We start from the raw sequence: 24,484 nt of genomic DNA on the forward strand, positions 1-24,484 counted from the left end.
GGCCAAAGTACAAGTTTATCGCAGGGCCGCAAACGGGAGCCGTTCCGCTTAACGAGTGCGAAACCGGACGTTCAAGGCCACGAAATGCGTACCGGCTAGCTTGGGCGGATGATGCACGGTCCCACCTTCTCCGGCAACCTTTTCTTCGATCCGCTGGCAACAAACCTCGGCAACAACCTCGTCGCAGGCCTGGCCACCACCGGAACTGCCGACCCGGCTCCCGCCAGGCACCCCGGGGCGGCGCGGAAGCGCGGTGTCCAGTCGGCCGCCGAACACAAGGCGCTCCGGGCAGCCTCCCTCTCCAAAGTCAGCCGCGACCTGGAGCGGATGCTCAGGGAACGTAAACGCTGACGTTCCCACCATCGTGCCGCGGGAACGGCATGATGTGTTCATGCGCAGCATCGAGCTGGTCTTCGATGACCCCACCGATTCCCTGGTCAGGGCCGACTGGGCACGGCTTGCGGCTGCCGGCCTCCCCAGCCTGGCGGCGCACACCTCCCCCAGCAACAGCCCGCACATCACGCTGGCTGCAGGCGCAGAGCTGGAGGCCGGTCCGGATGGACCCTGGGACCAGCTGCCCCTGGACGTGACGTTCTCCGGGGCAATCATTTTCCCTGCGGGTACGGGGAAGTACGTCCTGGCCCGCTCGGTCCTGCTGGATCCCGCCCTCTTGGACCTGCACCGCGCGCTGCACCGGGACGTGTCCGGGGCGCTTCCACTGACGCGTCCCGGAGCCTGGACGCCGCACGTCACCATTGCCCGGCGCATCGCCGGGCCCCAACTCGGAACAGCGATGGACCTGCTGGACCTGCGCATCGAGGGCCGGTGCACCGGCGCCAGGCTTTGGGACGGGAGCACCAGGACCGTGACGCCCCTGGCCAACGGGTCCTCCTGAACAGGGCCCGGAGCCAGGGCCAACGCAGGGCAAAGTGCCCTCCCGGGACCGTCCGCAGCGCCCACTTTCCCTCCTGTTCCAAGCACCCCCTAATGAGGCACTTTGGGGCTTGCCCGTGCGGAAGTGGCGTTTCTTACCCCTATCATTGAGCTTGCGGGAATCAGCGCACTTTTTGATCCTGCCGGCCAACTGCGGATGCCGGCATTCCCGCGGCCGGCGGTCCGCACCTTTGAAGGGAAACACCATGGCGCGGAGCCCCGAAGAATCGCTGCGGGCCACTCTGGGCAGGGTAGCCCCCGGAACGCCCCTCCGCGACGGCCTGGAACGCATCCTCCGCGGGCGTACCGGTGCGCTGATCGTCCTGGGCTCCGACCGGACCATCGACTCCATCTGCTCCGGCGGTTTCGATATCGGGATCGAGTTCTCGCCCACCCGGCTGCGCGAGCTGGCCAAGATGGACGGCGCCATCATCTGCGACAAGGACGCCGGCAACATCCTGCGGGCCGCCGTCCAGCTGGTCCCGGACTCAAGCATCGAGACGCAGGAATCCGGAACCCGCCACCGCACGGCCGAGCGGGTGGCCAAACAGACCGGCGTCCCGGTGATCTCCGTGAGCCAGTCCATGCAGATCATCGCCCTCTACGTCAATGGCCTCCGGCACGTCCTGGAAGGCTCCGAAAACGTCCTGGCCCGCGCCAACCAGGCCCTTGCCACCCTTGAGCGCTACCGCGCCCGGCTGGACCAAGTCACCAGCTCCCTTTCGGCCCTGGAAATCGAGGCGATGGTGACGGTGCGGGACGTGGCCGTGACCTTGCAGCGGCAGGAAATGGTCCGCCGCATCTCCGAGGAAATCTCCCAGTATGTCCTGGAACTCGGCGAGGACGGCCGGCTTCTGTCCCTCCAGCTCGACGAACTCACGGTGGGCCGGGGCCCCGGCAGCGACGTGATCATCCGCGACTACGCCAGCCCCAACGCCTCCGCGGAGGACATCGAGAAGGCCGTCAGTGAACTGGTGAACCTGGGGCCAACGGAATTGATCGACCTGGGCAAGATTTCGGCGATCGTGGGATTCGCCGGCGGCGAGGCCAATCTCGATGCCGTCGTGCAGCCGCGCGGCTACCGGCTGCTGTCCGGCCTGAAGGCAGTCCCCAAGGCCGTGGCGGACCGCCTGGTGGACCATTTCGGTGGCCTGCAGTTCCTGATGGCCGCCACCATCGATGACCTGATGACCGTGGACGGCATCGGCGACCAGCGCGCCCGCACGGTCCGCGAAGGACTGAGCCGGATGGCCGAAGCAAGCCTCCTGGACCGCTTCCTCTAAACACGAATCGAGCTCCCGCGCGCCGGGAAACCACGGAGGTTTCCCAGTGGGCTCAGTTCAGCTGGAACACGGCCTTCGGGCTGGCCCGCGAGCCGAGTTTCGCGGTGAAGATGTAGTACGCCCCGCCACCGCCGGGTGCTGCCGAGACGGGCTTGCAGCCATCGGCGCTGCGGTTCCGGCCCCAAGGGAAGTTGGCGGTTTCGCTGGCGCCGGGGGCAATGACCTTCTCCAGGTCCTCGCTTGACGCCTGGCAGTCCTTGGAGGAGAAGATCCGGTCCGAGCCGCTGGTGACCAGGAACTCCATTTGCGAGGTTCCGATATTGACCTCGCAGGGCACGGTTCCGCCGTTGGTGACCTTCAGCGTGAGCATCGGGTTTTCGCCGGGACCATAGGCGGCCTTGTCCGTGGACGCCGTCACGGTCACCAGGTTCTGGTTGCACGTGGGTGTGGCTGCGGCAGTAGGCGACGGCGTTGCGGAGGGCGTCGCGGACGCCGTGGCGGACGGCGTCCGGGAAGCCGCCGGATCAGCGGTGGAAGGTTGGGTCGAGGAGGCCTGCTGCGAGCCGCCCTTGAAGGCCCCCGCCAGGGCGAGGCCGCCCAGCACCAGGGCGATCACCAGGAGCAGGGCACCGCCGGCTGCCAGCCGGCGGCGACGGTACACGGCCGGGCTCGGCTTCCGGACGCTGCTGGAACCGGATGCCGTGCCGCGTGCTGATGAATTGCCTTGCCTGCCCATCCTCCTAGGCTATGGAACGCCTCTGGTTCTGCACCGCCACCACGCCGCCGGGCCGCCATCGCTCTGGTCACAACCGGTTTTCAGCGGGCCGGAAACGATCAACTACAGTGTTGGAATCGACACTCAAACCATCGCCACCACCCCGGCCGTGCCCGGCCCGGACCGCCTGCAGCGGCTCCATCACCGGATCAACGGCTGGTTCGCCGGCATCGCCCGCGACCTCCCCTGGCGGGAGCCTGACTGCTCCCCCTGGGGCGTACTGGTCAGCGAGATCATGCTGCAGCAGACCCCCGTGGTGCGGGTGCTTCCCGTCTGGCACGAATGGCTCAAGCGCTGGCCCACCCCGGCCGGCCTGGCCGGCGAACCCGCGGGCGAAGCCGTGCGGTCCTGGGGCCGGCTGGGCTACCCCAGGCGGGCACTCCGGCTGCACGCCGCGGCCACGGCCATTGTGCAGGACCATGGCGGCAAGGTCCCGGACACGTACGCGGCCCTGTTGGCACTTCCCGGGGTGGGCAGCTATACGGCTGCGGCGGTGGCCGCCTTCGCCTACGGCCGCCGGGAAACGGTGGTGGATACCAACATCCGCCGGGTGCACGCCCGGCTGATCTCCGGCGTCGCCCTTCCCGCCCCCGCGCTGACCGCGGCGGAGATGCGCCTGGCCGCGGCACTGCTGCCGGACGACGACGACACCTCCGTGCGCTGGAACGCTGCGGTCATGGAGCTGGGAGCGCTGGTGTGCACGGCCCGGGCACCCAAGTGTGCCGCGTGCCCGGTGAAGGACTCCTGTGCCTGGCTAGCGGCGGGTGAGCCGCCGCCGTCGTACGTGCCCAAAGGCCAGGCCTGGCACGGCACCGACCGGCAGGTCCGCGGCGCCGTCCTGGCCGTCCTGCGGCTGGCCGATGCGCCCGTGCCGCCGGAGATGTTCCAACGCGAACCCGCCGACCTCGGCTTCGCCCCGGAAGGCGTCGGCGTGCCGCTGGCCGCCCTGCACCGGCTCAACTCCGCGCCCGAACAGCTGGAACGGGCGCTTGCCGGGCTGCTCGCGGACGGCCTGGCAGAAATGCACGACGGCGGCTACCGGCTCCCGGCCTGAGCCGCCCGGAGTGCGGGACGGGGATGGCATACTTCTTGGTGACCGGAACCGGGGGAAGCCATGAAGATCATTCTGTACATCGTGTGGGCACTGTTCGTTGCCGCCGCCATCGCCGCGCTGGTGCGCTCCGTGCGCAAAACCAGGCAGCAGGACCAACGGACGGCGGCCTGGCCCAAGACGCAGGCCACAGTAACCGGCAGCACCACCGGCTGGACCAGCGGCGTGGGCGGCTCCAACCGGAACCTCCGCCACTACCCCACCTACCAGTTCACGGATCCGCAGGGCACCCTCTTCATGGGCAAGTCCGAGGTCTCCCTTGCCGAGCAGCCCGTCCCGGGATCCCTCGTGGAGGTGGCGTACAACCCGGCGAATCCCAACGAGTCGTTCCAGGTTTCCTCATCGTCACGTGCCGCCCTCGGCTGCCTGGTCCCGTTCTTCGCGGTCTTCGCGATCGCCCTGTTCTGGTTCATCGGAATCTTCCCGTTCGGGTGACCGCGGGGCGGGTAACGATGTTGCCGCTAATCCGGGACGAACCGCCCTGTAGTCCCGCCCCGGGACGTAGCCTGAAAGTATGGGCAGGCCCGGACTCCTGTTGGTTTTGATCACCGCCGCGGTGTCCCTGCCGGCGTGCGGATCCACCCCCAGCGCGTGCCCCGCCATCGCGCAGGCCACCGCCGTCTCCGTCACAGTCAGCGCCGACTACGCTCCGCGGGTCGGCAAGCTGCATCTTCGCGCCTGCCAGGACGGTACGTGCAAGGAGGGGGAACTTGAACTGCGCCCCGGCAGCGCATCCGTTGACCAAGGCTGCGCTGGTGGGATCTGTTCCGCCACGGCCTCGCCCGACGGCACCGCAGTGGGGATGCTCATGCTGGAAACCCTGACCGAATCACCCATGTCCATCACGGCCTCCGGCGCCGCCACAGACGGCTCCGCCCTGCCCGTGCGGACCCTGGAATTCCACCCGCAGGCGGCGTATCCCTTCGGTAAGGAATGCGGCAAGGTCGTGTCAGCATCCGTCACGCTGGACAGCTCGGGGCTGCACCCGCGGACCTGAGCCGGGGCTAGAAGAGAGCCGGCTGGCTGAAAGGTTCGCCTCCCGACGTTCCGGTCACCACACCGCCGTCCACCGGCTCAGCGGTCCATTCGAACCCGAGTTCCGCGAGCAGCTCCTCCACGGATATCTGGCCGTCCAGCACTTCAATATCCGGTGGGTTCTCTGCAGGCGGCCGTTCCATGGCATCGAGCTTATTCCCAGGAAAGCGCGCAGGCCTCCGGAACACACCGCGAAGCCACGGATTGGAACGTCACGGTTCACCGAAGCCGGACTGCACCAAGGCGCCCACGTAGCTCACGGCCCGTTCGGCATCCGCGCCCCAGGCCTCCACATGCAGGACCGAACCCTTGCCTGCGCCCAGGGTCATCAGGCCCGTCATGGAGGCGCCGTCCACCCCGTTGATGGTCACTTCCGCGTCGAGGGAGGATAGGCCGCCGGCCATTTTCGCCGCCGGCCGGGCGTGCATGCCGGCCTGGTTTACCAGCTCGAAGTCACCGGTGCAGTCCGGTGGTGCGCCGGCGCCCGGGCCCTCTTCGGCGGCCTGGCCGGAGTCCGGCGCCGGCTGGCGGGCCGAGCCGAACGCCGCCTCCGCAGCACGCTTGACTGCCTGCGCGTCAGCCCCGCCCTGCGCAGCCACCGCCGCGGCCACCAGGCCCTCCACCAGGGGCGCATCTGCGAGCAGGACGCCTTCGGGATCTCCCAGGAACTCGAGAGCCGATTCGGCGGTCATCACGGCCGACCCCAAATCCGTGAGGACCACTGTCCCGTCCCCGCCGGCCTGCTCCAGGGCGGCGAGGACCTTTTCCAGGCTGGTGCCGATCCTGCCGTCGTCGGTGCCTCCGGCGGCCAGGAGCACCACACCAGGTGCCATCTGGGCGGCAAGTTCCGTGGCGCCATCGGCAATCTTTGCGCTGTGGGACACCACCACGATGCTTACGGTCACGCGGCAGCCCCGACTGCCGCGCGCAGGATCAGGGCGCTGGAAACAGCGCCGGGATCCCGGTGCCCGGCACTGCGTTCGCCGAGGTAGCTGGCGCGGCCCTTGCGGGCAATCAGCGGATCCGTGGCAACGGCACCGGCCTCGGCAGCTTCCGCTGCCGCCACGAGGACGCCAAGGAGGCCTGCGCTGCCGCCGTCCGCAGCCGCCCGCGCAGCGTCAACCGCGGGTGTCCACGCGTCCACCATCGTCTTGTCCCCTGGCTCCGCCTTCCCGCGCGCCACGATCCCGTCCCGGGCGGCTGCCAGTGCATCGGCCCAGGCGGAGGGATCGATCTCGGCAGCATCGCCCACCGCCGTGGCGGCGCGCAGGAAAGCGGTACCGTAGAGCGGGCCGGCAGCACCGCCAACCTTGGACATCAGGGTCATTGCCGTCATCTTCAAGGCCGCGCCGGGTGTCTCCGGCATGGATTCGCCGAGCTTGGCCAGGACCGCCTGGAAGCCGCGGTCCATGTTCTCGCCGTGGTCCGAGTCCCCGATGGCCCGGTCCAGTTCGATCAGTTCCACCCGGTGCTCGGCCATGGCCTGCGCGCAGAGGGTCAGCCATTTCACGGCCCAGTTCGCGTCCAGCCCCATGGTTAGACGCCCCAGCGCAGGGCAGCGGTGTGGACGGGGGCGTCCCACAGTTCCGTAAGCTCGTCATCGAGCCGGAGCACCGAGATGGAGCAGCCCTGCATCTCCAGGGCGGTGATGTAGTTGCCCACCAGCGAGCGCTCCACCGTGGCCCCGGCGTCGGCAAGCACCTGCACGGCCCGCCGGTACACGATGTAGAGCTCGCTCAGCGGGGTGCCGCCCATGCCGTTGACGAACAGCAGCACCTTGTCCCCTGCGCTGATGTGCAGGTCGGCAAGGACGGGTTCCAGCAGGCGGTTGGTGATGCTGTCTGCGTTTTCCATCGGGATTTTGTGCCGGCCTGGCTCGCCGTGGATACCGATGCCGATTTCGATCTCGTCGTCGGCAAGGTCGAAGCTCGGGGTGCCGGCGTGGGGAACGGTGCAGGCGGACAGCGCAACGCCCATGGTCCTGACGTTGGCATTGACCCTCTCGCCAATGGCGGCCACGGCGTCGAGGTCGTCGCCGCGTTCCGCCGCGGCCCCGGCGAGCTTTTCCACCAGGACGGTGCCTCCCACTCCGCGTCGGCCGGCCGTGTAGAGCGAGTCCTCCACTGCGACGTCGTCGTTGACCAGGACGGTGCGGACGGTGACGCCTTCGGCCTCGGCGAGCTCGGCGGCGGTTTCGAAGTTCAGGACGTCACCGGTGTAGTTCTTGACGATATGCACCACCCCGGCGCCGGAATTGACGGCCAGGGTGGCCGGAAGGATCTGGTCAGGCGTCGGTGAGGTGAACACCGCCCCCGGCACGGCGGCGTCGAGCATTCCTTTGCCCACATAGCCGGCGTGCAGCGGCTCGTGGCCGCTGCCTCCGCCGGAAACCAGCCCCACCTTGCCGGCCACGGGCGCATCCTTGCGCGTGATGTAGATGGGGTCGTTGTTGACCGTGACAAGGTCGGCGTAAGCCAGGCCAAACCCCTGGACGGCTTCCTCGACGACGGATTTGGGATCGTTGATGAGTTTCTTCATGGCGGTGCTCCTGGCTGCGCTCCTGGAGGATGTGTTTTTTGACCCTACTACCGGGGTGGCCGGTGGCGGTAGGTTCGTTCGATCCGGTTTTCCCCGCACCCCTGCCCCGGACGCAGCAAAGGGACAGCCCCCAATGACTGTCCCTTTCCTGAGGCCCCCCATATCCCGGCCACAGATAGTTTATCCATCAATTCGAATAATGCAAGGACGGGTCATTGATTCCTTGCCGGGACGGCGTTCAGAGGATGCGGATCATCCGTGTGTTGCCCAGGGTATTCGGCTTGACGCGGGCCAGGTCCAGGAATTCCGCCACGCCTTCGTCATGGGAGCGCAGGAGCTCCGAGTACACCTCGGGGTCCACGGCGGACTGGTCGGCCATCACTTCGAATCCGTGGCGCTTAAAGAAGTCCACCTCGAACGTCAGGCAGAAAACCCGGGCCACACCAAGGGCCCGGGCTTCCTCCAACAGCTTCTCCACCAGGACGTGCCCCACCCCCTTGCCCCGCCATTGCCCGGAGGCCGCGAGCGTGCGGATTTCGGCAAGGTCCTCCCACATGACGTGCAACGCCCCGCAGCCGATCACTTCGCCGTTACTGGACTCGGCGATCCTGAACTCCTGCAGGCTCTCGTAGTACGCCACAGTCTCCTTCGCCATCAGGATGCGTTCCTCAGCCAGGGGCGCCACGAGCTTCTTGATGGCCGGGACGTCGCTGGTGCGTGCAGGGCGGATGTGGAAGGAGTCAGTCACAAAGCCATCCTACGAGGTCGGGGTGGCCGGGAATTTAGAGGCCGAGTTCCGGCGGCAGCTCGGTCTCTTGGCCCAGGACGTTCCTGGCCAGGAACCACTCCACCACCTGGTACCAGACCTTGGCGTGCTGTGGCTTGAGGATCCAGTGGTTCTCGTCCGGGAAGTAGAGGAACCGGTGCGGCGTCTGCCCGTCGTCGTCCGCGGCCAGCCGGGACTTGGACAGCAGCTCATACCAGAGGCGCAGGCCCTCGCTGATGGGCACCCGGTAGTCCTTGTCGCCATGGATCACCAGCATGGGGGTGCTGATGTTTTCCGCGTGGAGATGCGGGGAGTTCTCCAGTGCCATCTCCTCGGTCATTTCCTTCAGCCAGTACTGCGAGGCATCCGTGGTGGGACCGAACTGGTCCAGGGCCCACAGGCTGGCGTGGGTCACCACGGCCTTGAACCGGTCCGTGTTGCCCGCAACCCAGTTGGCCATGTAGCCACCAAAAGACCCTCCCATGGCGGCGGTCCGCGCCGGGTCAATATCCGGGCGCTCCACGGCGGCGTCCGTGACGGCCATGAGATCGGTGAATGGCGCTTTCCCCCAGGAACCCCAGCCGCGCTGGATGTGCGATTGCCCATATCCGGTGGACAAGGCCGGGTCGGGGAGCAGGACGGCGTAGCCCTTGGCCGCCAGGAGCCAGGGGTTCCATCGCCAGGTCCAGGCGTTCCAGGAGCCCAGCGGACCGCCGTGGATCCAGAGCAGCAGCGGCGCCGGGGACCCGGCAGAGGCACCCTCCGGCAGCGCAAGGTATGCGGGGACGCGGGAACCGTCGGCAGCGGAGGCCGCGATGCGCTCCAGCCGTCCGGGACTGGCCGGGCGTTCGGCCGGAGCGGGCAGGCGCGTGGTTTCGCCGGTGGCCAGGTCGATGCGCACGGCCTCGGGTGGGAACGCATAGGAACTCCGGAGGGCGTACGCGTGGCGTCCCTCCGGAGAGATGGCGACGTCGGTGTACGCCGCGGAGTCCTGCGTCACCCTTGTGACGCCCACCTCGGCGGCAGCGGACGGAACGCTGACCCGAAAAACCGGCGACGCGCCGTCGTCGTCCGCCGTGACGAGGATGGCGGAGCCGTCCGGAAGCCAGGCTGCGGGCTTGGCCCAGCGGTCCCAGTCATGGGCGAGGGGCTGCAGGCCGGAAGCGTCGTCGACGGCGGCGTCACCGGACACGTCGAGCAGGTGCAGCTTGATCTCCGGCGCCTTGTGCGGGGTGGAGTCGGACTCGCTGACCACCACGAGCGTCCTGCCGTCAGGGCTGACGGGCCCCGGAAAGTAGCTCATGCCTTCGTGGTCCAGCAGGACCTTGAGGCTGCCCGAGGCCACATCCACGGCCACGAGGATGGATCGACTGTCAGCCTTGGCGAGGGACTTGGTGTAACTGCTGTAAATGGTCTTCCCGTCCGGGCTGACCACGGTTTCCGCCTCGCGCAGCCGGGGCCCGGCGTCGGGCGTGAGGTTGCGCAGGGCAAGGGGTGCGGTGGCGTCAACCGTGGCGGGCTTGCCAGGAGCCGTGTCCTCCCCCGGTTCGACGGCAAAGATGCGCGGCTGGGCCGGCCCCAGGTCCGCGTCCCAGTAGCGGACCGGGTATTCGCTGTGCAGGATGGCCGAGACCTTCTTGTCCTTCCGGGACTTGCGCCGCTCGGCGTCGTCGCCTTCGTCGGCGGATCCGGCCAGGACCTCTGCCGTCACAAAGGCTGCGTCGGCGTCCCTGGCCGTCATGATGCGGCTGATGCCGCCGGGCCGGCTGAGGACCACCCGGGCTTCGCCGCCGTCAGCGGGAAGCATCCAGAGCGCGTTGACCGGCTCCTCGTCCGGGCTGTCCGGGTCCGGCCGTGCGGACGTGAAGTACACGTCACCGTTGGCCGCGAAGGCGGCACCCGCTTCGCCCTTGGCGCTGCGGGTGATGCGGCGGGCGTGTTTTTGTCCTGCCGGGTCCAGCTCCCACAGCGCCGTGGCGAATTCGGTGCCCTTGCCGTTCAGGGTGCTGACGGTGGTGACCAGCCGCGAACCGTCGGGGCTCAGGGCAAGGCCGCTTACCCGTGGGATGGAGAGGTAGTGGTCGAGGTCGTGGAAGGGGGTCAGTGGTTGCTCATCCGGGATCACCGGTTCCAAGTTAGCCATGCCCCGATTCAACACGGTTTGTGCCGCTGATCACAATGCGAAAGCCCCGCCGCTCCGAGGGGAGCGGCGGGGCTTTGGCTGTGGAGGTTAGACGCTTGGGGCGATCTCCGGGATGCGCGGCTTGGCGTTGCCGGCGAAGGTGAACTTCGCGTCGTCGCCTTCGCCCTCGACATCCACCACGACGATGTCGCCGGGGTGGATCTCGCCGAAGAGGATCTTCTCGGAGAGCTGGTCCTCGATCTCGCGCTGGATGGTGCGGCGCAGCGGCCGGGCACCCATGGCGGGATCGTAGCCGCGGGTTGCCAGGAGCACCTTGGCGGCCTTGGTGAGCTCGATGCCCATGTCCTTGTCCTTGAGGCGCTTCTCCAGGCGGGTGACGAACAGGTCCACGATCTCGATGATCTCGTCCTGGGTCAGCTGCGGGAACACCACGACGTCGTCAACACGGTTCAGGAACTCGGGGCGGAAGTGCTGCTTGAGTTCCTCCGTGACCCGTGCACGCATGCGGTTGTAGCCGGTCTGCGTGTCGGTGCCGGACTGGAAGCCGGTGGCGACGCTCTTGGAGATGTCCCGGGTACCCAGGTTGGTGGTCATGATGATCACGGTGTTCTTGAAGTCCACCACGCGGCCCTGGGAGTCGGTCAGGCGGCCGTCTTCCAGGATCTGCAGCAGCGAGTTGAAGAGGTCCGCGTGGGCCTTTTCCACTTCGTCGAACAGCACCACGGAGAACGGACGGCGGCGGACCTTCTCGGTCAGCTGGCCACCCTCTTCGTAGCCCACGTAGCCCGGAGGGGCACCGAAGAGCCGCGAGACGGTGTGCTTCTCGGAGTACTCGGACATGTCCAGGGTGATGAGGGCGTCCTCTTCACCGAACAGGAACTCGGCGAGTGCCTTGGCGAGCTCGGTCTTGCCGACGCCGGTGGGGCCGGCAAAGATGAACGAGCCACCGGGGCGCTTGGGATCCTTGAGCCCTGCACGGGTGCGGCGGATGGCCTGGGAGAGCGCCTTGATGGCCTCGTCCTGGCCCACCACGCGCTTGTGCAGTTCGTCTTCCATCTTGAGCAGCCGCGAGGACTCTTCCTCGGTCAGCTTGAAGACGGGGATGCCGGTGGAGTTGGCCAGCACCTCGGCGATGAGGTCCTCATCCACCTCGGAGATGTCGTCCATGCCGCCGGACTTCCAGTGCCGTTCCTTCTCCGCGCGCTCGGAGATCATCTTCTGCTCCTTGTCACGGAGCGAAGCTGCACCTTCGAAGTCCTGGGCGTCGATGGCGGATTCCTTCTCCATCTTCAGCTTGGCGATGCGCTCGTCCATGGCTTTGAGCTCCGGCGGAGCGGTCATGCGGCGGATGCGCAACCGGGCGCCGGCCTCGTCGATCAGGTCGATCGCCTTGTCCGGCAGGAAGCGGTCCGAGATGTAGCGCTCGGCGAGGCTTGCGGCGGAGGCGAGGGCACCGTCGGTGATGGTGACGCGGTGGTGTGCCTCGTACCGGTCGCGCAGGCCCTTGAGGATCTCGATGGCGTGGGCCACGGAGGGTTCCTTGACCTGGATCGGCTGGAAGCGGCGCTCCAGCGCGGCATCCTTCTCAATGTGCTTGCGGTACTCGTCCAGCGTGGTGGCACCGATGGTCTGCAGCTCGCCGCGGGCCAGCATGGGCTTCAGGATCGAGGCCGCATCGATGGCGCCTTCGGCGGCACCGGCACCCACCAGGGTGTGGATCTCGTCGATGAACAGGATGATGTCGCCACGGGTGCGGATCTCCTTGAGGACCTTCTTGAGCCGCTCTTCGAAGTCGCCGCGGTAGCGGGAACCTGCCACCAGGGAGCCGAGGTCGAGTGTGTAAAGCTGCTTGTCGCGGATGGTCTCCGGGACATCGCCGCGCACGATCGCCTGGGCCAGGCCTTCGACGACGGCGGTCTTGCCGACGCCGGGCTCGCCAATGAGGACAGGGTTGTTCTTGGTGCGGCGGGAAAGGACCTGCATGACGCGTTCCATTTCCTGCTCGCGGCCGATGACGGGGTCCAGCTTGTTCTCGCGCGCAGCCTGGGTCAGGTTGCGGCCGAACTGGTCCAGGACGACGGAACCGGCGGGTGCGCCTTCGGGCTGTCCGCCACCGACGCCTGCGCCGGTGGTTTCCTTGCCCTGGTAGCCGGAGAGGAGCTGGATGACCTGCTGGCGGACCCGGTTGAGGTCTGCGCCGAGCTTGACCAGCACCTGGGCGGCGACGCCCTCACCCTCGCGGATGAGGCCGAGCAGGATGTGCTCCGTGCCGATGTAGTTGTGGCCCAACTGGAGGGCTTCGCGCAGCGAGAGCTCCAGTACCTTCTTGGCACGGGGGGTGAAGGGGATGTGGCCGGAAGGAGCCTGCTGGCCCTGTCCGATGATCTCCTGCACCTGCTCGCGAACGCCGTCGAGCGAAATGCTCAAGGACTCAAGAGCTTTAGCGGCAACACCCTCACCCTCATGGATCAGACCCAAGAGGATGTGTTCGGTACCGATGTAATTGTGGTTCAGCATGCGTGCCTCTTCTTGGGCAAGCACAACTACGCGACGGGCACGGTCCGTAAATCGCTCAAACATTTCGCCACACTCCTAGCTACGACGTACTTTGATGCTACGTGGCCGGTCCGGAGTTGTGGAGCGTGTTCGCCACAGGGGAAACATGGGTCTTGCCGGAATAATGCCGCGCCCCCTCCAAAGGACCTGGGACACCGGGCATCAGCGGTCAAAGGAGTACATCAAAGAACCCTTGTCCCCGGCCGGGTGTTGCGCCATTCTTGGCCATAACAGCGGGCCTGGCCGCTTCAACGGGAGCAACGAGGGCAGCGTGAACCAACAGGGAGGGCGGGAGATGCCGAAGGTGGACCTGGAACGCGTCAGGCGCCCGGCGGGGGTTGCACTCGCGGCGGGCGGGGTTTGGCTGATCGGCATCAGCCCGGTGCCGGGGGTATACCTTGAGCCCGACGCTGCGCGGCGGCTGGACATGCTCCGTAAAGGGCAGCGCTGGTGGGTGGCGGGACAACATGTCGCCGCGGCGGGAACCGCTGCCATGCCCGCGGCGTTTGCGCGGCTGGCCCTCGCCCTCCCGCCGGGAAGGAGCAGGGCACTCGCCGGCACAGCCGCGGTCGCACTTGCCGCCGGAGCGCCTCTGTTCGTCTCCGAGCTTGCAGTGCGAGCATCGGACCTGGAGCGCTTCGCGGCGCGCCGCTTCCCGGCATGGCCGTTCTACGCCTATGCGTGGCTGCATGTGCTCGCGCTCGGGTCCCTCTCCGGCGCCCTGGCAACCTTGCCGCACCGGAAAAAGGAAGCGGCAGCGGTTGGCCTTGCCAGTGTCGGATGTGCGGTAGTGCTGGCGAAAACAGGCGATATTCCGCCTTTCGTGTTCTATGTCACCGAGCAGTTTGCTGCCGGCAGCCTGCTGCGTCGTGAATCGCGCCGCGGCGAATCCCCGGGTGCGCTGCGGGAGTAATTCCGCCCATACCCTTATTACGTGCCGCAGACAAAAGCCCTGCCTCCCCAAGGCGGGAAGCAGGGCTTTTAGCCAGGTTGGCTCCGTAGCTAGGAATTTGCCTTTTGGTAGGCCTCCTGGATTTCAGCCTGAATTCGGCCGCGGCTGTTAACGGTGTAGCCGTTATCCCTTGCCCATTGCCGGATTTGCGCCGAATCGTGGCTGCGGCCGCCGGTGGGAGCCTTGGCCCGCTGGGCGGTGCGACCTCCGGTGGCCTTGCGTGCAGCGTTGATGAACCTCTCCAGTGAAGACCGAAGTTCAGCGGCATTGGCTGCCGACAGGTCAATCTCGTAGTTGACCCCATCGAGGCCGAACTTAACATTCTCGTCTGCGGATCCCCCATCCAGATCATCAACGAGGATGATGTTTACTTTCTGTGCCATTAAAAGTCTTCCTCTTGCTGGAAAGTTCGATTTTCAGAAAAGCAGGATGTTTCCCTAAAAAGTATGACTCTTATGTTGGCAACGCGTCAAAGCGCCTTTTGGTTCCCGGTGGATAAAGGCGGAAAGTCGGCGGGGATTTAATCTATTGCGATTCCGGCCGGGGGCCGTCGGCGGGCCGCGCCGGGATCGAATCCGCCTCGGCCTGGGCACGGGCCTCGGCCTGGCGCTCGGCCTTGTCCGCGTTGAAGATCGCCTTCATGGCAAACCAGAAAATCAGGCCCACCACCAGGGAGGGAAGAATGACGGCTACGTATTCCATGGTCAGTGCCCTTCGGGCTTCAGCAGCGGGAACAGGATGGTTTCGCGGATACCGGCTCCGGTGAACAGCATCACCAGCCGGTCGATGCCCAGGCCGATGCCGCCCATGGGCGGGGCGCCGTACTCAAGGGCGCGCAGGAAGTCCTCGTCCAGCTGCATGGCTTCGACGTCGCCGGCGGCCGCGTGTAGGGACTGCTCGGTGAGGCGTTCGCGCTGGATGACGGGGTCGATCAGCTCGGAAAACGCGGTGCCGCGTTCCATGCCGCCGATGATCAGGTCCCAGGCCTCGATCAGCCGGCCGTCCTCGCGGTGCGGGCGGGCCAGCGGCTGGGCCGAGGGCGGGTAGTCGTACACGAAGGTGGGGTTGAGCAGGGTGGGCTCCACGATTTCGCCGAAGAGCTCAACCACCAGCTTCTCGGCGTCCCACTTGGGATCAACCTTGACCTCGTGCTTGGCCGCGAGCTCGCGGAGCACGTCCACGGAGGTGTCCGGCGTAATGTCCTGCCCGACCGCCTCGGAAAGCCCCGGGTAGACGGGCAGCCAGGCCCAGTCGCCGTCGAGGTTGATCTCCCCCGCTTCGGTCTGCAGCACGCGTCCGGCCCCCACGGCGTCCGCGGCGTCAAGGATGATCTCCTTGATCCGTTCGGCCATGACGAACTGGTCAGCCCAGGCCTCGTAGCACTCAAGGGTGGTGAATTCGGGGCTGTGGGTGGAATCGACGCCCTCGTTGCGGAACACGCGGCCCATGTCGTAGACGCGGTCGATGCCGCCCACCACTGCCCGCTTGAGGTACAGCTCGGTGGCGATCCGGAGGGTCATCTTCTGGTCGAACGCGTTCATGTGGGTCTCGAACGGGCGTGCCAGGGCGCCGCCGTGGACCAGCTGCAGGATGGGCGTTTCCACTTCCACGTAGCGGTGGCGGAACAGCGTTTCGCGGATGGAGCGGGTGATGGCGGCCCGGGTGTAGACCATTTCGCGGGCTTCGTCACGGACCATCAGGTCCACGTAGCGCTGGCGGACGCGGGTTTCCTCGTTCAGGTCCGCGTGCAGGACGGGCAGCGGGCGGAGGGCCTTGGATGCCATGGACCAGGATTCGGCCATGACGGAGAGTTCGCCGCGGCGGGAGGAAATGACCTCGCCCTTGATGAACACATGGTCGCCCAGGTCCACCAGGGCTTTCCATTCCGCGAGGGCTTCCTCCCCCACGTTGGCCAGGCTCAGCATGGCCTGCAGGCGTGTGCCCTTGCCGTCGGTGCCGCCCTCCTGCAGGGTGGCGAAGCAGAGCTTGCCGGTGTTCCGGACGAAGACCACCCGGCCGGTGACGCCCACGGTGTCGCCGGTGGTGTCGTCCGCTTCGAGGTGGGCGTACTTTTCCCGGATCTCGGCGAGGGAATGCGTGCGTTCCACTCCCACGGGGTACGCCTCCGCGCCGCGCTCAAGAAGTTTGGCGCGCTTTTCCATGCGGATCCGCATCTGCTCGCTGGCGTCGAGGGGCTCCGGGGCGTTCTTGGGCGCGGGGGTGTTTTGGGAAGTCACAATCATCAAGTTTACCGGGATTTGGCCACGCGGACTTTCAGCTGGCCCGCAGGCTTGCCCCCTAGGATGGGCGGGTGAAAGAACGGGTACTTCCAACGCACGACGGCGGCAGGCTGGCTGTCTACAGCTACGGCACCGCGGATGCGCCGGGAGAACGGCGCGTCGTGGTGATCGGCGGCGCGTTCCTTACCGCCTCGATCTACCGCCCCTTCTCGGTGGAACTGGCGAAGGGGCTGGGCGAGGGCTGGGCGGTGGACGTGTACGACCGGCGCGGCCGGGGCAACTCCTCCGAGCAGCCGCCTGGCTACTCCATGGCCACCGAAATTTCGGATGTCCGGGCCGTGATGGATGCCACCGGTGCCCGGAACATTCTGGGCCACAGCCTGGGCGGGGCGGCGGCGCTCAACGCCGTCCAGGAGTTCACTGGCACCGGGTACGTGCCGGACAAACTCGCGGTGTACGACGCCGCGGTGAACATCGACGGCAGCATCGACACCGCCTGGCTGGACGGGTTCGAGGACGCCGTCAACAACGGCAGGGTTGGCCGCGCCCTGGCGTACATGAAGAAGGCCACCAGTCCCGGCTCCGTCATGGCACGGATCCCGGTTCCCGTGCTGGCCGGCCTGATGGCCGTGCTGTCCCGGACCAAGGTGAACACGTTGTTCCGCGAGGTGATGCCCAGCGGAGTGGGTGAGCTGCGTGCGGCCTTCGACGAAAAGGACCACGCGCGGGACTTCAGCGTGCTGCCGGCCGGCACGCATTTCATGGCCGGCGGGAAGAGCCCCGACTACTACAAGGTGACCGCGGAGCGGCTGCACGCAGCCGTTCCGGGCAGCACCCACCAGCTCTCACCCAGATGCTTCCACGGCTCCATTCCGGCGGCGGTCAAGGAGCTCGTGGCTGATGTCTCGGCGTACTTCGCCGGCGGTAATCCGGGCGGGCCGCCCCGCCCGGATTCCTCCGGAGCTATCCCCGTTCCCCGCGGCTGAAGCCTGCCAAGGCAGCCTCCCCCAGGTCCCGCCACACGGTCCGCGGCTTCGGTTCTTTGCTCCGGTCAGCCAGCCAGTCGCCCCAGACGGTGATGTCCTCCCCGCCCGCGGCGGCCACGGCGTCACAGGCGAAGCCGACGGCGGCCGTCCCGTCACGGAGCTGGACCGACCCGAGCAGCATTGGCTCGGGAAGGGCGGCCAGGAACGTCCCCAAGGCCGCGGGCGGCAGCAGCCACCGCTCCCCGGCCAGCTCTGCGCCGTCGTCGGACCGGTACACGCCGGGCTTCGGCGGCACCGTGTCCAGTGCCACCATCCGGTAGCGCGCAGCGGTGCGGACGGGCCCGTCCCAGAAGGCGCCGAGTTCCTCAAGCTCGCGGGCCAGCGGCTGGCCCTTGCGGTGCGCGCCCACCACCACCAGCGGCAGGGCCGTTGCGCCGGCGGCGACCGGCCAGGGAATGGGCGACGACGGCCGGGCGGCTCCTGCGGCTGCCTCCAGTCCTGCGGCACCAGGCGCCGCCCCGGCCGCGAAGAGTCCGGGCTGCGCTGGGGTGGTTTCCAGCCGGCGGGCGATGTCCGCCGCCACGGCGTCATCGAACGCCCGGCCCACCACCGTGACGCCGAACTGGGCGCCGTCCACCCCGCCGGCCGGGACAGCCACGGCACAAAGATCGAACAGGTTGCAGAAGTTCGTGTAGGCGCCCAGCAACGAGTTCACCCCCACCGGATCCGCGGCAACCTCTGCCAGGGTGGGGTGGAACGGCGCCGTCGGAACCAGGAGGGCATCGAAGCCCTGGAGGCGGCCCATGGCGGTGGCCTTCAATTCCTCCAGCCTGGCGGTGTCGGCGACGTACCGGGAGGCGGACACCGTGCCGGCGGCACGGATGATGCCTTCCACGGTGGGATCGATGCCTGCACGGCCGCCCGTGCCGGCGTCGTGCTTTGCCAGGAAGTCCCCCACTGCAGCGTGGCGTTCGGCCACCAGCGCTCCGTCGTAGAGCAGCCGTGCTGCCTGGAGGAACGCGTCGAACTCGATCGCTTCGGCATCCACCCCGCTGGACCGCAGGCGGTCCACCTGCCGCTGGAATTCCGCAGCCCACTCAGGCGGCAGGGCCGGGAGGCTCGCGGGGTAGGCCACCCGGGGCCGGGACGGCGCTGCGAGCTTTGTGTCCGCGGGCCACGCCCGGGCACCGCCGGCCATGATGCCCATGGCGAGCTCGGCCGTGGCCAGGTCCCGGGCGAAAATCGTGACGGCGTCCCAGGACCGGCAGGCCGGCACCACCCCTGCCGTGGAGACCACGTTCAGCGTTGCCTTGATGCCCACGATGCCCTGCAACCCGGCGGGAACCCGGCCGGATCCTGCCGTGTCGGTGCCGATGGCGATGTCCACCAGTCCCAGCGCCACGGCCACGGCGGACCCGGAGCTGGACCCGCCGGAGATCCGGTCCGGCCGGCGGGAGTCCCGGACGGCGCCGTAGGGGCTGCGCGTTCCCACCAGGCCGGTGGCGAACTGGTCAAGGTTGGTGGCGCCGAGGACCAGGGCACCGGCGGCGCGGAGCCGCGCCACGGCTTCGGCATCCTGCTCCGGCACGTAGGCGAAGCCGGGGCAGGCCGCCGTGGTGGGGATCCCGGCCACGTCAACGTTGTTCTTGACGGCCAGCACCAGTCCGGCCAGCGGCAGGTGCGCACCCCGGGCAACGGCGGCGTCGATGGTTGCCGCTTCGGCCAGGACGTCCTCGCGGCCGCGTAGCGTTATCCAGATTTCCGGGCGGTCCACGGCGTCAACCGCGGCCAGTGCTGCTTCGGCGCGCCGCGTGGCGGCGCCTGCGGGTGCCGGGTTCATACCGTGGCCCCTTCCAGTTCCAGGTCCTCCACCTCGAGCAGCGCAAGGTCGCTGCCGCCGAGGACAACCACTGCCTCCCCGGCAACCACCTGCGAACCCGCCGTGGGCAGGACACGGAGCACCACACCGTCGCACGGCGCCTCCAGGACTGTCTCCATTTTCATGGCCTCCAGTGAGACCAGCGGCTGGCCCTTCGCCACCCGGTCGCCCTCGGCCACATCCACCTTCCAGACGCTCGCGGCGAACGGGGCGGAGACCAGGGACCCGCCGTCCGGAACCACCACGTCATCTGCTGCGGGGGCGGCGACGGCGGCGAGCGCGTCGGCACGGTCGAACTCGCCGGCGTCAGCCCATGCCTGCCGTTCCACAGCGAAAGCCGCACCCTGCTTGTCCCGGAACGCCTCGATGGACGCGCGGTTTTCGGCCAGGAACTGTTCGTGCTCAGCGAGCGAGAACGTGCCGTCCTCGATCTCCACGCCGCGGCCGCGGCCGGCCGCCATGTCGGCGCGCAGGTCCAGGAGTTCCTCCGGGCTGACGGGGTACCAGGAAATCCGGTCGAAGAAACGGAGCAACCAAGGCGATCCGGGTTCGAACGGAGCGGAATCGGCGTACCGGGACCACACCTGGGTGGTGCGGCCCACGAACTGGTAGCCCCCGGGGCCCTCCATCCCGTAAATGCACATGTACGCGCCGCCGATGCCCACCGCGTTCTCCGGGGTCCAGGTGCGCGCCGGGTTGTACTTGGTGGTGACCAGGCGGTGCCGCGGATCCAGCGGCGTGGCCACAGGCGCACCCAGGTACACGTCGCCCAGGCCCAGGACCAGGTATTCGGCATTGAAGACGGTGTCGAAGACCTCGTTGACGGAGTCCAGGCCGTTGATCCGGCGGATGAACTCGATGTTCCACGGGCACCACGGTGCATCATCCCGGACGCCGGCCATATAGCGTTCGATCGCCTCACGGGTGGCGGGGTCGTCCCAGGACAGCGGCAGCCGGACGGTGCGGCTGGGAACCACCAGCTCGGAGCTCGCCGGCAGGGCTGCCTCGACCTCCTGGACCAGGCCCAGCAGCCGGCGGGTGGACAGGGCGGACGGGTCCACCTTGATCTGCAGCGAGCGGATTCCCGGGGTCAGGTCAACGATGCCGGGCACCCGGAGCGCTTCGATGTGCTGGTGCAGGGCGTGGACCCGGGCACGCAGGCCCAGGTCGAGCACCATCTCGCCGTATTCCACCAGCAGGTTGTCATCGCCGGAGCGGCGGTACGTGACCGCGGGCCGGCCGGAACCTTCCGGCACCCGGCCCAGGACGCCGTCGTCGCCATCTCCGCGGACCGGCCCCGGCGTTGCCGCTGCCGCTGCCGGAAGCTTCAGGGCGGCACTGCCGGACCAGCCGGCGTCGCCCGGGAGGACCAGCTGGCGGCCGGGTCCCAAGTCCGCGGCCGACGGCGCCTGGCTGGCTTTGATGGGCACGAACCGGACCTTGTCCCCCGGACGGAGCTGGCCGAGCTTCCAGCGCTCGGCCGTCACGACGGTGACGGGGCAGACGAACCCGCCCAGGCTGGGCCCGTCCGGGCCAAGCAGGATGGGGGTATCGCCGGTAAAGTCCAGGGCGCCCACCGAGTAGGCGGTGTCGTGGATGTTGGACGGGTGCAGGCCTGCCTCGCCGCCGTCGGTCCGTGCCCAGCGGGGTTTGGGGCCGATGAGACGGACGCCGGTGCGGGCGGAATTGAAGTGCACCTCATACTCCGCGGCATACAGGTCATCGATGTCTTCGCGCTGGAAGAACTCGGGGGCGCCGTGCGGCCCCTCGGCCACGGCCAGTTCCCAGGTGGACACGAGGACGGGGCGGCTGTCGGCGGGCACCGCTGCAGCCTGGCCTGCGGCCGGTACCCCATCCACCGTGACCGCGCGGAGTACGTCGCCGGCGCGCAGAACCCGTCCGGCGTGGCCGCCGAACTGGCCCAGGGTAAAGGTTGACGCGCTGCCCAGGTAGGCGGGAATGTCCAGGCCGCCCTGGAACAGGATGTAGCCGCGCAGGCCCTTGCCGGTGGCCGTGCCGACGTCGAGCGTTCCGCCTGCCGGGACGGTCACGGGGGTCCAGGCGGGCACCTCCACGCCGTCAACGGTCACTGTGACCTCCGCGCCGGTGACGCAGACGGTGGTGGCATGCGTGAACACCAGGCTGGGTCCAGTCATGGTGAATTCCAGGCCCGGGACCCCTTCGGGGTTGCCCAGCGCAGTGTTGCCCAGGCGGAAGGAGAGGTCATCCATGGGGCCGCTGGGCGGAACGCCGATCTGCCAGAGCCCGGTGCGTCCCGGCCAGTCCTGCACGCTGGTCTGCAGCCCGGGTCGTTCCACGGTGATCCGCGGTTCGGGGTCTCCCACGTTGTCCAGGGTGCTGGTGGAGTGCCGGACGGCGCGGACCACGTTCATGCCGCTCACGGCGCGGAGCAACCCTAAGTTGGTCTCGATGCCATCGATCCGGGTGTTGCCCAGCGCAACGGCGAGGCGGTCGAAGGCCTCGGTGCGGCTTGCGCCGGAGGTGATGATTTTGCCCAGGAGGGGATCGTAGTTGGTGGAGACGTCGGTGCCGGTCTCCACCCAGGCATCCACGCGCGCTTCCTCCGGCCCCGGGTAGGCGGCGCTGGTGACGGTTCCGGCGCTGGGCTGGAAGCCGCGTGCCGGGTCTTCTGCGTAAACGCGGGCCTCCACCGCGTGCCCGGATACCGGCAACGCATCGGGCACGTCCGCCAACACCGTGTGGGCTTCGGCGCCGGCCTGGGCGAGGCGGAGCATCCATTCCACCAGGTCCACCCCCGTGACGGACTCGGTGACGGGGTGCTCCACCTGGAGCCGGGCGTTGACTTCCAGGAAGGAGGCTTCCTTGCGGGCGGAGTCGTAGACGAACTCGACTGTGCCGGCGGAGCGGTAGTTAAGGGAGGCGCAGAGGGCGCGGGAGCTGCGGTGCAGTTCCTCGCGCAGATCGACGGGCAGGTCCGGAGCGGGAGCCTCCTCGAGGACTTTCTGGTGGCGGCGCTGGAGGGAGCAGTCCCGGTCGCCCAGGCTGACCACCCGGCCTTCGCCGTCGCCAAAGACCTGGACCTCCACGTGGCGGGCGTTCTCCACATACCGTTCGGCGAAGACCCCTGCGGTGCCGAAGCTGGCACCGGCAAGCCGGGCGACGCGAGGGAAGCTGTCCACGAGCTCGGCCTCCGTGCGGCAGACCGTCATGCCGATCCCGCCGCCACCGCCGGTGGCCTTGAGCATCAGCGGGAACCCAATGGTTGCGGAGGCCGCGACGGCGGCGTCCACGTCGTCAAGCAGGCCGGAACCGGCGATCATGGGTACCCCGGCCGCCCGTGCGGCGTCGCGCGCGGTGTGCTTGGTTCCGAAGATCCGCAGCTGTTCGGGGGTGGGGCCAACAAAGGCGAGACCTGCGGCTTCCACGGCCTCGGCGAAGGCCGCGTCCTCGGACAGGAAGCCGTAACCAGGGTGGATGGCGCCGGCGCCGGTTTCCTTTGCCGCGGCCAGGATCGCCTCCACCCGGAGGTAGGACTCCTTGGCGGGCGCTGGCCCCAGCAGCACAGCCTCGTCGGCGAGCCGGACGTGCTTGGCGCCGCGGTCGGCCTCGGAGAAGACGGCGATGGTGCGCAGCCCCAGTTTCCTGGCAGATTCGATGATGCGGCACGCGATTTCGCCGCGGTTGGCGATCAGGAGGGTGTCGAAGAGTTTTGTGGTGGTCACAGTGCAGCCTCCGGCCGGGTGACGATCATGCGGACGGGCGTGGGGTTGAAGCCGTTGCACGGGTTGTTGATTTGCGGGCAGTTGGAGACGAGCACCAGGGTGTCCACCTCCGCCTTCAGCGCAACGCGCTTGCCGGGGGCGGACAGTCCGTCCACGATCCCCAGGGCGCCGTCCGGGTCCACCGGGACGTTCATGAACCAGTTGATGTTGGACACCAGGTCCCGTTTGCCCAGGCCCCAGCGGGAGCCCTCGATCAGGAAGTTCTCCACGCAGGCGTGCTGTTCGCGGGTGTGCTGGCCGTAGCGCAGGGTGTTGGATTCCTGCGAGCAGGCGCCGCCAATGGTGTCGTGCACGCCCACTTCGTCCGCAACAACGGTCATCAGGGCAGCACCGGTGTCGGCGCGCAGGACCGAACCGGTGGTGAGGACGATGGACTGCTGTGCGGCGATGGTGGCTGCCGCCGAGTAGCGCACGGTGGTGTCCCCGGCTGCGTAGAGCAGGCAGTCAACGGCCTGGTTGCCTTCCAGGTCCACGATGGTCAGCACGTCGCCGGCTGCCACCACTGCCGACCAGGGGCCGCGGGCTTCGACAAATTCGTCCAGGATCAGGGTGCCGGGGGCAAGTGCCGTGCCTGCAGCGTCCGGGCGGGTCTCAATGGCGGTGTTCATCGGGCGTTCCTTGCGGTGAGATCGTGTTCGGTATTGAGCAGGGCCTGCAGGTGTTCCGGGGCCAGTGGGCCAACCAGGCGGCCGGCTTCGAGTTCGCGAAGGTCCTGCGGCGCGTGCCAGGCAAGGATGTCCACGGCAGTTCCGGTGAACTCCCGGCGGGGGTCCAGCGGGTGCGCTGTGTTGGCCAGGACCAGGACGGCGTCCAGGTGGAGAAGGAGTTCGACGGCGGCACCGGGGCCTGCGCTGCCGGTGAAGGTGATGCTGCCGGCCGGGTCAACGGTGATGCCCTTGAAGAAGGACAGCGACGGAGCGACGTCCCGCGGACCCATCCCGTTCTTCAGGGCGCCCAGCGTGAGCAGTTCGCGCGCCGCCGGAGATGCGCTGTGGACTGTTCCCGCACCGTATTTCGCGGTGTTGCCGGTGAGCGTGGTGGCGCCCGTCAGGGCATCATGCCGGGCGGAGGTATCGGCCACGATGGTGGCCATCAGCCGGCCGGCGTCGGACAGCAGCGGGTGCCCGGCAGCGGGATAGGCCTGCCACGGGACCTTGACGGTGTCGGCGACATTCAGTCGTTCGTGGGTGGCACCAGTCCGGTACAGGAGCGCGTGGACGCAGCCGTCGCCGGCGGTATCCGTGAGCCGGATCCGGGTGCCGCGGGCCAATGCCATGGTGGTGTAGCGGCCAAAGGCGAGGGACTCCGCCCAGGTGGGGGACGCGTCGTCGGGCATTCCGGACAGGAGGCGCCCTGGCGCGGAGGCGGCCGGGACGAAGCGCATGGTTTCGGCGGTCTTGCCGTGCTGGTCCCTGGCGTGGGCGCGGGCGCCGGCCGTGGTGGCGGTGCCGGCGGCGGCCGTTTCGATGGTCTGTGTCATGGTCGAGGTCCTGGTTGTTGTCGGGAACGATGGGAATTTAGGG

23 protein-coding genes are annotated in these 24,484 nt (G+C 68.2%); 8 read left to right on the plus strand and 15 right to left on the minus strand.

Annotated features, from left to right (window positions below; all coding sequences use genetic code 11):
* The first annotated feature begins 108 nt into the window (after positions 1-108).
* The 3 genes from DFO47_RS08140 to disA all read left to right on the plus strand — a co-directional run bounded on the left by DFO47_RS08140 (position 109) and on the right by disA (position 2,216).
* Entirely contained in the window at positions 109-351 is a 243-nt protein-coding gene (locus DFO47_RS08140; protein ID WP_133831291.1) for a hypothetical protein, read from the plus strand.
* 40 nt (positions 352-391) lie between these two features.
* The gene (locus DFO47_RS08145; protein WP_018763187.1) at positions 392-895 is read left to right on the plus strand and encodes a 2'-5' RNA ligase family protein; all 504 of its coding nucleotides are present in this window, start codon (positions 392-394) and stop codon (positions 893-895) included.
* 244 nt (positions 896-1,139) lie between these two features.
* Positions 1,140-2,216 carry a DNA integrity scanning diadenylate cyclase DisA gene (gene disA, locus DFO47_RS08150; protein ID WP_018763186.1) on the plus strand — a complete coding sequence of 359 codons (1,077 nt, stop codon included), beginning with the start codon at positions 1,140-1,142 and terminating at the stop codon, positions 2,214-2,216.
* 52 nt (positions 2,217-2,268) lie between these two features.
* Here the strand turns inward: disA and DFO47_RS08155 are convergent, their stop codons facing one another.
* Complete coding sequence (locus DFO47_RS08155) at positions 2,269-2,952, minus strand: hypothetical protein (RefSeq protein ID WP_133831292.1); 684 nt, start codon at positions 2,950-2,952, stop codon at positions 2,269-2,271.
* Positions 2,953-3,226: 274 nt separating this feature from the next.
* Here DFO47_RS08155 and DFO47_RS08160 point away from each other — a divergent pair, with 274 nt between their 5' ends.
* From DFO47_RS08160 to DFO47_RS08170, 3 genes are all read left to right on the plus strand, one after another.
* Positions 3,227-4,045 (plus strand): A/G-specific adenine glycosylase, encoded by an 819-nt coding sequence (locus tag DFO47_RS08160; RefSeq protein WP_231369918.1) that lies wholly within the window; start codon positions 3,227-3,229, stop codon positions 4,043-4,045.
* A gap of 60 nt (positions 4,046-4,105) precedes the next feature.
* Positions 4,106-4,537: a DUF3592 domain-containing protein gene (locus DFO47_RS08165; RefSeq protein WP_133831293.1), complete on the plus strand. Its 432-nt coding sequence runs from the start codon at positions 4,106-4,108 to the stop codon at positions 4,535-4,537.
* Positions 4,538-4,616: 79 nt separating this feature from the next.
* A complete protein-coding gene (locus DFO47_RS08170; protein WP_133831294.1) occupies positions 4,617-5,099 on the plus strand; it encodes a hypothetical protein in 483 nt (160 codons plus the stop codon).
* A 7-nt stretch (positions 5,100-5,106) separates the two neighbouring features.
* On the opposite strand, the gene DFO47_RS21100 is transcribed toward DFO47_RS08170, so the two are convergent.
* The 7 genes from DFO47_RS21100 to DFO47_RS08200 all read right to left on the minus strand — a co-directional run bounded on the left by DFO47_RS21100 (position 5,107) and on the right by DFO47_RS08200 (position 13,164).
* Positions 5,107-5,280 carry a hypothetical protein gene (locus DFO47_RS21100; RefSeq protein WP_166651687.1) on the minus strand — a complete coding sequence of 58 codons (174 nt, stop codon included), beginning with the start codon at positions 5,278-5,280 and terminating at the stop codon, positions 5,107-5,109.
* Positions 5,281-5,349: 69 nt separating this feature from the next.
* Positions 5,350-6,042 (minus strand): dihydroxyacetone kinase phosphoryl donor subunit DhaM, encoded by a 693-nt coding sequence (gene dhaM / locus DFO47_RS08175; protein WP_133831295.1) that lies wholly within the window; start codon positions 6,040-6,042, stop codon positions 5,350-5,352.
* Positions 6,039-6,671, minus strand: coding sequence for a dihydroxyacetone kinase subunit DhaL (gene dhaL, locus DFO47_RS08180; protein ID WP_109044049.1), 633 nt, complete (start codon positions 6,669-6,671; stop codon positions 6,039-6,041). The genes dhaM and dhaL overlap by 4 nt, the downstream gene beginning before the upstream one ends.
* 2 nt (positions 6,672-6,673) lie before the next feature.
* Positions 6,674-7,675 carry a dihydroxyacetone kinase subunit DhaK gene (gene dhaK, locus DFO47_RS08185; protein ID WP_133831296.1) on the minus strand — a complete coding sequence of 334 codons (1,002 nt, stop codon included), beginning with the start codon at positions 7,673-7,675 and terminating at the stop codon, positions 6,674-6,676.
* Positions 7,676-7,913: 238 nt separating this feature from the next.
* The gene (locus tag DFO47_RS08190; protein ID WP_133831297.1) at positions 7,914-8,423 is read right to left on the minus strand and encodes an amino-acid N-acetyltransferase; all 510 of its coding nucleotides are present in this window, start codon (positions 8,421-8,423) and stop codon (positions 7,914-7,916) included.
* Between the two features lie 34 nt (positions 8,424-8,457).
* Complete coding sequence (locus tag DFO47_RS08195; protein ID WP_133831298.1) at positions 8,458-10,584, minus strand: prolyl oligopeptidase family serine peptidase; 2,127 nt, start codon at positions 10,582-10,584, stop codon at positions 8,458-8,460.
* Positions 10,585-10,671: 87 nt separating this feature from the next.
* On the minus strand, positions 10,672-13,164 hold the full coding sequence (locus DFO47_RS08200; RefSeq protein ID WP_026266017.1) for an ATP-dependent Clp protease ATP-binding subunit: 2,493 nt from the start codon (positions 13,162-13,164) through the stop codon (positions 10,672-10,674).
* Between the two features lie 247 nt (positions 13,165-13,411).
* On the opposite strand from DFO47_RS08200, the gene DFO47_RS08205 reads away from it, so the two are divergent.
* Positions 13,412-14,053 carry a hypothetical protein gene (locus tag DFO47_RS08205; RefSeq protein ID WP_243835392.1) on the plus strand — a complete coding sequence of 214 codons (642 nt, stop codon included), beginning with the start codon at positions 13,412-13,414 and terminating at the stop codon, positions 14,051-14,053.
* Between the two features lie 89 nt (positions 14,054-14,142).
* Here DFO47_RS08205 and DFO47_RS08210 read toward each other — a convergent pair whose 3' ends face one another.
* The 3 genes from DFO47_RS08210 to lysS form a co-directional block, all read right to left on the minus strand.
* A complete protein-coding gene (locus DFO47_RS08210; RefSeq protein WP_018762634.1) occupies positions 14,143-14,475 on the minus strand; it encodes an Lsr2 family protein in 333 nt (110 codons plus the stop codon).
* 142 nt (positions 14,476-14,617) lie between these two features.
* Positions 14,618-14,794 (minus strand): hypothetical protein, encoded by a 177-nt coding sequence (locus tag DFO47_RS21105; protein ID WP_166651688.1) that lies wholly within the window; start codon positions 14,792-14,794, stop codon positions 14,618-14,620.
* Positions 14,795-14,796: 2 nt separating this feature from the next.
* On the minus strand, positions 14,797-16,335 hold the full coding sequence (lysS, locus tag DFO47_RS08215; RefSeq protein WP_018762636.1) for a lysine--tRNA ligase: 1,539 nt from the start codon (positions 16,333-16,335) through the stop codon (positions 14,797-14,799).
* Between the two features lie 68 nt (positions 16,336-16,403).
* Between lysS and DFO47_RS08220 the strand changes: the two genes are divergently transcribed.
* Positions 16,404-17,318 carry an alpha/beta hydrolase gene (locus DFO47_RS08220; RefSeq protein WP_133831299.1) on the plus strand — a complete coding sequence of 305 codons (915 nt, stop codon included), beginning with the start codon at positions 16,404-16,406 and terminating at the stop codon, positions 17,316-17,318.
* Here the strand turns inward: DFO47_RS08220 and atzF are convergent.
* Genes atzF through DFO47_RS08240 form a run of 4 tightly spaced genes read right to left on the minus strand, consistent with a single transcriptional unit; the run spans position 17,296 to position 24,441 of the window.
* A complete protein-coding gene (atzF, locus tag DFO47_RS08225; protein WP_133831300.1) occupies positions 17,296-19,158 on the minus strand; it encodes an allophanate hydrolase in 1,863 nt (620 codons plus the stop codon). The two genes, DFO47_RS08220 and atzF, sit on opposite strands and share 23 nt — an antisense overlap.
* Positions 19,155-22,901 carry an urea carboxylase gene (gene uca, locus DFO47_RS08230; RefSeq protein ID WP_133831301.1) on the minus strand — a complete coding sequence of 1,249 codons (3,747 nt, stop codon included), beginning with the start codon at positions 22,899-22,901 and terminating at the stop codon, positions 19,155-19,157. Before uca ends, atzF begins: the two co-directional genes overlap by 4 nt.
* The gene (locus DFO47_RS08235; RefSeq protein ID WP_018762640.1) at positions 22,898-23,569 is read right to left on the minus strand and encodes an urea amidolyase associated protein UAAP2; all 672 of its coding nucleotides are present in this window, start codon (positions 23,567-23,569) and stop codon (positions 22,898-22,900) included. Before DFO47_RS08235 ends, uca begins: the two co-directional genes overlap by 4 nt.
* Positions 23,566-24,441: an urea amidolyase associated protein UAAP1 gene (locus DFO47_RS08240; protein WP_109044057.1), complete on the minus strand. Its 876-nt coding sequence runs from the start codon at positions 24,439-24,441 to the stop codon at positions 23,566-23,568. Before DFO47_RS08240 ends, DFO47_RS08235 begins: the two co-directional genes overlap by 4 nt.
* Positions 24,442-24,484 lie beyond the last annotated feature (43 nt).

Source organism: Arthrobacter sp. AG258 (assembly GCF_004364695.1).
In the GTDB taxonomy this organism is placed as follows: Bacteria; Actinomycetota; Actinomycetes; order Actinomycetales; family Micrococcaceae; genus Arthrobacter.

Bases quoted from the DNA above. Each gene is read 5' to 3' on its own strand.
- DFO47_RS08140 (WP_133831291.1), top strand. From the start codon at position 109: ATGATGCACGGTCCCACCTTCTCCGGCAACCTTTTCTTCGATCCGCTG.
- DFO47_RS08145 (WP_018763187.1), top strand. From the start codon at position 392: ATGCGCAGCATCGAGCTGGTCTTCGATGACCCCACCGATTCCCTGGTC.
- disA (WP_018763186.1), top strand. From the start codon at position 1,140: ATGGCGCGGAGCCCCGAAGAATCGCTGCGGGCCACTCTGGGCAGGGTA.
- DFO47_RS08155 (WP_133831292.1), bottom strand. From the start codon at position 2,952: ATGGGCAGGCAAGGCAATTCATCAGCACGCGGCACGGCATCCGGTTCC.
- DFO47_RS08160 (WP_231369918.1), top strand. From the start codon at position 3,227: ATGCTGCAGCAGACCCCCGTGGTGCGGGTGCTTCCCGTCTGGCACGAA.
- DFO47_RS08165 (WP_133831293.1), top strand. From the start codon at position 4,106: ATGAAGATCATTCTGTACATCGTGTGGGCACTGTTCGTTGCCGCCGCC.
- DFO47_RS08170 (WP_133831294.1), top strand. From the start codon at position 4,617: ATGGGCAGGCCCGGACTCCTGTTGGTTTTGATCACCGCCGCGGTGTCC.
- DFO47_RS21100 (WP_166651687.1), bottom strand. From the start codon at position 5,280: ATGGAACGGCCGCCTGCAGAGAACCCACCGGATATTGAAGTGCTGGAC.
- dhaL (WP_109044049.1), bottom strand. From the start codon at position 6,671: ATGGGGCTGGACGCGAACTGGGCCGTGAAATGGCTGACCCTCTGCGCG.
- dhaK (WP_133831296.1), bottom strand. From the start codon at position 7,675: ATGAAGAAACTCATCAACGATCCCAAATCCGTCGTCGAGGAAGCCGTC.
- DFO47_RS08195 (WP_133831298.1), bottom strand. From the start codon at position 10,584: ATGGCTAACTTGGAACCGGTGATCCCGGATGAGCAACCACTGACCCCC.
- DFO47_RS08200 (WP_026266017.1), bottom strand. From the start codon at position 13,164: ATGTTTGAGCGATTTACGGACCGTGCCCGTCGCGTAGTTGTGCTTGCC.
- DFO47_RS08210 (WP_018762634.1), bottom strand. From the start codon at position 14,475: ATGGCACAGAAAGTAAACATCATCCTCGTTGATGATCTGGATGGGGGA.
- DFO47_RS21105 (WP_166651688.1), bottom strand. From the start codon at position 14,794: ATGGAATACGTAGCCGTCATTCTTCCCTCCCTGGTGGTGGGCCTGATT.
- lysS (WP_018762636.1), bottom strand. From the start codon at position 16,335: ATGATTGTGACTTCCCAAAACACCCCCGCGCCCAAGAACGCCCCGGAG.
- atzF (WP_133831300.1), bottom strand. From the start codon at position 19,158: ATGAACCCGGCACCCGCAGGCGCCGCCACGCGGCGCGCCGAAGCAGCA.
- DFO47_RS08235 (WP_018762640.1), bottom strand. From the start codon at position 23,569: ATGAACACCGCCATTGAGACCCGCCCGGACGCTGCAGGCACGGCACTT.
- DFO47_RS08240 (WP_109044057.1), bottom strand. From the start codon at position 24,441: ATGACACAGACCATCGAAACGGCCGCCGCCGGCACCGCCACCACGGCC.